Below are 6,524 nucleotides of genomic sequence, written 5' to 3' on the forward strand. Positions count from 1 at the left end.
CAGCAAACTGGCGCAGGATGGTGGTTTCGTACAGCGCCTCTTCCATCGCCGGATCGCTGTAACCGAACCAGTTCTGCATCAGATGCACTCGCAGCATCGCCATCAGCGGATAGGCCGGACGACCACCATCACCCTTGGGGTAATGGGGTTCGATCAAGGCAATCAACCCCTTCCACGGAACCACCCGATCCATTTCGATCAGGAATAATTCTTTGCGGGTCTGCTTGCGCTTGCTGGCGTACTCGGCGTCGGCGAAGGTCATCTGCTTCATCGGAAAACTCAGCGGGTGGAATCCGGGTATTTTGCCAAAATCAGGAAGTCTTCTTCAGAATTTCCCTAAGTCGTGATGATAAGTTGGGAAAAATCGCTGATTTTAAGAGCCTCGCTGGCATCAATACATGGGAGTCAATTACTCCAGATGCTCATGGCGATTGGCTCAGGCAGCGCGACGATAGTTTTAGCCAGTTTGTAGTGATGGGAGATAAGAAGAGCGACGGGCTCAAGCTATTTGATAGCTTCTCTCTTGGTTTAGGTACAAATCGCGATACTTGGGCCTATAACTCTAGTAAAACTAAGCTTCAAGAAAATATGAGCAACATGATTGCTTTCTACAACATGGAGCTGAAAAGGTTTAACGAAGCGCATTCCGACGCAGACAAGAAAGCACGAGAGGCAAAGGTAGGAAGTTTCATTGATAGTTCTCCAGAACGAATTAGTTGGACACGTTCACTGAAGCAAGAAATAGTGAAAAATAAAATAGCTCGATTCGACTCTGGCTCGGCGAAACACTCACTTTATCGGCCATTTACCAAGCAATGGGTATATTTCAATAGAAAGCTGAACGAGTATGTCTTTCTGATGCCCAGTATCTGGCCAGACGCTTGTGTAGATAATTTCGTTATTTGTACTGCTGGGGTGGGAGCAAGAGCAGGTTTTTCAGTATTTATGGCAAAAACTCTGACTGATCTTCACACGCTGGATACTGGTCAATGCTTCCCGCTCTACCTCTACGACGAAGCTGTCCAAACCACAAAAACTGACCTCTTTGCTGAGCCAGTTGAAGGCGGCTTGCGCCGCCGTGACGCCATCACCGACGCCGGCTTAGGGCACTTCACCGCAGCCTATCCCGGTGAGCAGATCAGCAAGGAAGACCTGTTTTACTACGTCTACGGCCTGCTTCATTCTCCGGACTACCTGGAGCGCTTTGCCGACAACCTGGGCAAGGAGTTACCTCGCATTCCGGCAGTGAAGAAAGCCGCCGACTTCTGGGCTTTCAGCAATGCAGGCCGCGACTTGGCCAACCTTCACCTCAACTACGAAACCGTCGAGCCGTACCCATTGGCCATCGAAGCCAAGGGCACGCTCACCGAAGCCGATTACCGCGTGGAGAAGATGAAGTTCGCCAAGAAGGGCGACAAAACCACCGTCATCTACAACAGCCGCATCACTCTAAAGGGCATCCCCGATGCGGCTTGGGACTATGTGGTAAACGGCAAGGCCGCGCTGGACTGGGTAATGGAACGCCAAGCGGTGCGTACCGACAAAGCCAGCGGCATCGTCAACGACGCCAACGATTGGGCCTGTGAGACCATGGGCAACCCCAAGTACCCACTGGAGCTGTTCCAGCGCGTGGTCACGGTAAGCCTGGAAACTCAGAAGATCGTCAACAGCCTGCCACCGTTGGACATCTGAACCGTGGCCGATATCAGTCCCTTCGAGCGGCGCAAGCTCGAAAAACTATTGGGTATGGGCGAGGGATTTGTTCTGGACTTCTCGGACCGTACCTATGCGGATTTCTTTATTGATTATCGCGTTGATATTGATTCGGCTCAGTTCCGGATAAATGGAGATTCCAAGGCCAAGAGGATGCGTACCTTTTGGACCATCGCGCCGAACCACGCCGTCGGCAAGGTGCTTGAAGGGCTGATTGCCTACGGGGTAAAGATTGACCGGCTAGGTGATAGCAACCCTATGCTGGTAGAGGACTGCCGCAAGATCGCGCAGCGCTTGCTGAGCGACCAGCCTGTCGCGGATATAGAAGCGCTGACGGCCATTGCGGATGAGCGTGATTTCGAAGTGGTGGCTGAGCACGTGCGCGAAGCCATCGAGAAGAATCAGCCCGAGGGCGCGCTCGATCGGCTGCATACTTTTGTGAACAAGTTCATCCGCGTTACCTGCGAGCCGCACGGCATTATGATCAGCCGGGATAAGCCACTGCACAGTGTCTTCGGTGAGTATGTGAAGGCGCTACGCGGGAGTGGTCATCTTGAATCGGCGATGACGGATCGCATATTGAGATCAAGTATCTCGGTGCTGGAGGCTTTTAATGAAGTACGCAACAACAAGAGCCTCGCGCACGACAATCCGATTCTGAACTACGACGAGAGCCTGCTGATTTTCAACCACGTGGCATCGTCAATCCGTTTCATCAAGTCGCTGGAAGCGAGGATCAAGGCCAAGAGCCTGGCGCAGAAGGCAAGTGAGTCCCTGTTCGATGAAACCATACCGTTCTGATTCACCGGAGGCTGAACCATGTCGGATAAAAACTTGAAAGCGAGCGAGTTAGATCGGTTCGCGCGGAATTTGGAGAACTTCGCCAAGACCAATCCCGATGAAGCGATGTACCACCGCTTCTATGGCATCTTGGAAAGCCAGGCCGTCACACTGCAATGCTGCGGCGTTATCACTCACCAAGGCGCGGTTAAGTTACACCAGCAGATTGCAGAAGTGATTCACGCGAAAAATACCCAAATCAAGGTGTGATTTCTCTCGGTAACGAAACCTGATTCAGCACTTCACCCGGAGCAACTCGCTCCAGGAAGTGGTGAACCTTGGGCTCAGCCGCTCTCGCTTCATTGAGAAACCCTGATCAGGCGCGAGCCTGGCGGGTCTGATCGTTCCCTTTCCTTGCTTGGCGTTGATTGCGTCGATTGCAGCCATCAGGCGCTCACTATCAGGGCGTGGAGCTGGCGCAAAGAGATCCGGGGTGAAACGACCTGGCTCAACAAAATCCATCAGGATCACCCCGGCCTTTGCATAGGCCGGGCCTGGCCGGTAGATAGACCGCAGGCCACTCAGCGCAGCAGCTACTAGATCGCGAGTATCTGCCGACGGGAACGGTAGCGCGACGCACATCGCGCGGCTATATGCCTCGCCACGTTGATCGAAAGGGCTGGAGCGAATGAACACCTGAATCGCTTGGCAAAGATGACGCTGGCCACGCAGTTTTTCACTCGCCCTGGTGGCGTATCCCGCAACAGCTTCCTGTAGCTCCTGCAGGGTATGTTTTCGCTCCCCAAACGACCGGGTGCAGGCAATCATCTGCTTAGGCTCAGGCCCTTCTTCCAGGGCGAAACAGGCCTCTCCAGCTAGCTCCCGTGCTGTGCGCTCAACATTGACGTTGAACATTCTGCGCAAGGTTTTACGGTCAAATTCGGCAAGTTGCAGGGCGGTGGATACGCCCATGGTATTTAAACGGGACGATATTTTGCGGCCGATGCCCCAGACCTCGCCGACCTCGGCCAAGGCCAGCAGCCGGCGCTGTCGAGCTGGATCGCGCAGATCAACAACACCGCCCGTAGCTGGCCACTTCTTTGCCCCCCAGTTGGCCAGTTTCGCCAAGGTCTTTGTCGGTGCAATGCCCACACCGACGGGAATACCCACCTCGCGCAATACGCGAGAGCGCATCTCCCGTCCCAGCGGCTCAAGGTCGCCCTGAATGCCCTGTAGATCGAGAAAGCCCTCGTCGATGGAATAGACCTCGATGCGCGGTGCCATGGTTCGCAGCGTCCGCATGACGCGGCCAGACAAGTCGGCATACAGAGCGTAATTACTGCTGCAAGCGATCAGGCCGTGCCGATCGACCAGATCGCGCAGCTTGAAGTAAGGTTCGCCCATCTTGATTCCGAGGGCCTTGGCCTCGTTGCTGCGGCTCACTGCGCAACCATCGTTATTGCTCAGCACCACCACAGGCTGGCCATGCAGTTCCGGGCGAAACAGACGTTCGCAGCTCACATAGAAATTGTTGCAATCAACCAGTGCAAACATGGCGATCAGCGCCGGCGCAGTGAGTGCAGGTTATCCGTCACGACGCCCCAGAGTTCGAGTGCTTCGTCATCCTGAAAGGTGATCGAGGGGTAGGCTGGGTTGGCAGCCACCAGCATCGGCCGACCCTTGGCGTCATAGCTCAGTACCTTGGCAGTGAACTCCCCCCCAACTAGGGCGATCACCACCTCACCCTGATTGGCTACAGCGGCCTTATCGACCACCAGTACGTCACCGTCATAGATGCCGACACCCGTGAGGCTGTCACCGCCTGCGCGCACCAGGTAAACGCTCGGAGCCCTAACGTTAACCAGCTCATCGAGAGACAGGTATGTCTCGGCATAGTCATCTGCTGGGCTGGGAAAGCCAGCGCTGACGCGGCCCTCGATCATGCGTACGAGGACTGATGAAGGCCGGATGCGGCCGAGGATAGTGGTCATTCTGCGTTGCCGTAATACTGTATGGATATACATATTACAATGCTTGGACGACGAGGCAAGCCCGGCTCATCTGGCAACCCAAGGCGCACGGGCATGCCAGATTGTGGGCTTACGGAAATAGCTGCTTTGGTTGGATACCTCACTCTTGGATAGCAGCAGCCACAGCGCAGAGTGAACAGCACTACCTGAGGCAGCAGCACTCAACCAACAAGCTGAGGTGTAACCTTGCTTGTAACCTCCGCTCAAAACAGCCCATTTCCCTGGTAACCACGTTGGTAACCTCCACTTGGAAACCAGTTAGTTCCACGCAATCAGTACGCAAAGTACGCACCGCTAATCAATGGATTCCGTGCGTACCTAGCTGCGTACCACCCGATGCGTACCAGCGGTTTGCCTGTGATTCGGCTCAGGTTGTTGTGGTGTTCCCCTATTGGGGGGTTGAGTGATAGCGCACTTACCGGCTTGGTCTTTGCTTCTGTAGGAGGGCTGGGATGTTATTCCGTCATCGGCAACAGTGCGGGAGTTGCTGGTGCGCTGCGCTATGCCTTCCTTATTACAACGTGTGGAGCAGAGATTTTTCAAGTTGGCTAAACAACCCCGAAAGCAGGCTCATTGCGTAGCCCCTCCCGAATAACACGCATACATCTGTGCGTCTGATTTCAAAAACACCGGCAACAGCGGCAACAGCGGCAACAGCACCGGATTACGGGGCTTGCCGGCGTAGTCACCCACCAAATTTTGTTGCCGCTGATTTTTTACCGGCAACAGTGATGCCCCCCGCAATGGCAGATACAGGCGGCTTATATTCAAAAGTGGGTTTGTGTTGCCACCTGTTGCCACTTCTTTTATTAGGTGGCAACGCCTTAAAACCCCTCCGCGCAAGGCCGTTGCCGGTGTTGCCACTGTTGCCAATGGTTTTAGGTTCCTGCGCAATTGTGTTCCCAATGTAAGGGCTATGTTCGGCACGTTCATAGTCCTGGCACCTAGGTATCCATCGCTGCAGGATCGATTACATACAGCCGGCTTTGTTTGGTACCGGGTAACCGATAATTTTTTGCTTTACGGTCGGGATCACCTGCTGCGATAGCGCCAGCCTCTTCCAGCGCTTTGATGATGCGGTTCAGGCCATAACCGTGGGCGGCCTCGATCAGCGCCGACTTGTTGAACAGGTACAAGCGCTTGCCGGCGGCCATTTCCCAGTAGCCGGCCCTGTTGAAAACCTTCGCGTCTGGCGTTGATTCATCCACGTCAGAGAAACGGCTACAGCCATGCTTGTCGATAAAGTCGAGGATGCCGGTCAGGATTTGCCGGTCTTCAGCATTGCCGCTGCCTACTCGGCTCAACCACTCGCCATAAAGCAACTTGCAGTCAGCCAAGGCGCTGCCTGGGAGCCATGGCAACAGGCCGTAGGCGATGGCCATTTCACCGGCTAATGCAACCACGGCGAAGCGATCTGCTACACGTCCGGCCTGGGCGTTACTTTCTACAAAATGAGCGCGTACCTTAGCGAAGTCTTGCAGTAGGCCGGCGCTGTCATCAGCAGCCAGCAGCCGCTCAACAAATACTGGCCCTAAGTGGCCGTGATGGTGTGTCACCGCGACGGTTAACAGGCGATGGAAATCGGCACCCTCCAAGCCGTGCAACTGGTCAAAAGCACGGTGTGTATGCGGATTCCACGCTGACTCGGACACCCATTCCACGCACATCCGGACAGTGATTCCACGCTGATCCGGACACTCACTCCACGAGCATCCGGACACCGATTCCACGGCCATCCGGACACTTTTCAGGCAGGCAGCTACGCAGGATTTATTCACTACCATCGACCTCTTTTTCGAAGCGAAGAGGTCGTCGTGGAGCGTTTATCCATGCGTAAAATCCGAGAGGTGTTGCGCCTCAAGTTCGACTGCGGCCTGTCCGTGCGCAAGATCGCCCGCAGCCTGGGTACTGGCCACAGCAGTGCCGGTGATTACCTCTGTCGTTTTGCCGCCAGCGGTCTCAGTTGGCCCTGTTCGTTGTCCGATGCCGAATTGGAGCAGC

Annotated in this window: 6 protein-coding genes and 3 pseudogenes; 4 read left to right on the forward strand and 5 right to left on the reverse strand. The window is 55.0% G+C overall.

What is annotated here, in order from left to right; genetic code table 11:
- Positions 1-271: transposase (locus SOP97_RS17755; RefSeq protein ID WP_322950336.1), on the reverse strand; the 271-nt coding region annotated here is incomplete at its 3' end.
- A 65-nt stretch (positions 272-336) separates the two neighbouring features.
- Here SOP97_RS17755 and SOP97_RS17760 point away from each other — a divergent pair.
- The 3 genes and pseudogenes from SOP97_RS17760 to SOP97_RS17770 all read left to right on the forward strand — a co-directional run.
- Positions 337-1,692, forward strand: a pseudogene (locus SOP97_RS17760) (type ISP restriction/modification enzyme); the annotation flags it as partial.
- Between the two features lie 3 nt (positions 1,693-1,695).
- Entirely contained in the window at positions 1,696-2,514 is an 819-nt protein-coding gene (locus SOP97_RS17765; RefSeq protein ID WP_322950338.1) for an abortive infection family protein, read from the forward strand.
- Positions 2,515-2,532: 18 nt separating this feature from the next.
- On the forward strand, positions 2,533-2,763 hold the full coding sequence (locus SOP97_RS17770) for a hypothetical protein (RefSeq protein WP_322950339.1): 231 nt from the start codon (positions 2,533-2,535) through the stop codon (positions 2,761-2,763).
- Between the two features lie 24 nt (positions 2,764-2,787).
- Here the strand turns inward: SOP97_RS17770 and umuC are convergent, their stop codons facing one another.
- The 4 genes and pseudogenes from umuC to SOP97_RS17790 all read right to left on the reverse strand — a co-directional run.
- On the reverse strand, positions 2,788-4,047 hold the full coding sequence (gene umuC, locus SOP97_RS17775) for a translesion error-prone DNA polymerase V subunit UmuC (RefSeq protein ID WP_322950340.1): 1,260 nt from the start codon (positions 4,045-4,047) through the stop codon (positions 2,788-2,790).
- Positions 4,048-4,052: 5 nt separating this feature from the next.
- On the reverse strand, positions 4,053-4,484 hold the full coding sequence (locus SOP97_RS17780) for a LexA family protein (RefSeq protein WP_322950341.1): 432 nt from the start codon (positions 4,482-4,484) through the stop codon (positions 4,053-4,055).
- Between the two features lie 609 nt (positions 4,485-5,093).
- Positions 5,094-5,456, reverse strand: a complete 363-nt coding sequence (locus tag SOP97_RS17785) for a hypothetical protein (RefSeq protein WP_322950342.1) — start codon at positions 5,454-5,456, stop codon at positions 5,094-5,096.
- Between the two features lie 11 nt (positions 5,457-5,467).
- Positions 5,468-6,148: pseudogene (locus SOP97_RS17790) on the reverse strand (DUF927 domain-containing protein); the annotation flags it as partial.
- A gap of 204 nt (positions 6,149-6,352) precedes the next feature.
- Between SOP97_RS17790 and SOP97_RS17795 the strand changes: the two are divergent.
- A pseudogene (locus tag SOP97_RS17795) lies at positions 6,353-6,524 on the forward strand (IS21 family transposase); the annotation flags it as partial.

It is taken from the genome of Pseudomonas spirodelae (genome assembly GCF_034653255.1).
GTDB classification, from domain to species: Bacteria; Pseudomonadota; Gammaproteobacteria; order Pseudomonadales; family Pseudomonadaceae; genus Aquipseudomonas; species Aquipseudomonas spirodelae.

Excerpts from the sequence above, each read along its gene's own strand:
- SOP97_RS17770 (WP_322950339.1), top strand. The coding sequence starts at position 2,533 with ATGTCGGATAAAAACTTGAAAGCGAGCGAGTTAGATCGGTTCGCGCGG.
- umuC (WP_322950340.1), bottom strand. The coding sequence starts at position 4,047 with ATGTTTGCACTGGTTGATTGCAACAATTTCTATGTGAGCTGCGAACGT.
- SOP97_RS17780 (WP_322950341.1), bottom strand. The coding sequence starts at position 4,484 with ATGACCACTATCCTCGGCCGCATCCGGCCTTCATCAGTCCTCGTACGC.
- SOP97_RS17785 (WP_322950342.1), bottom strand. The coding sequence starts at position 5,456 with ATGAACGTGCCGAACATAGCCCTTACATTGGGAACACAATTGCGCAGG.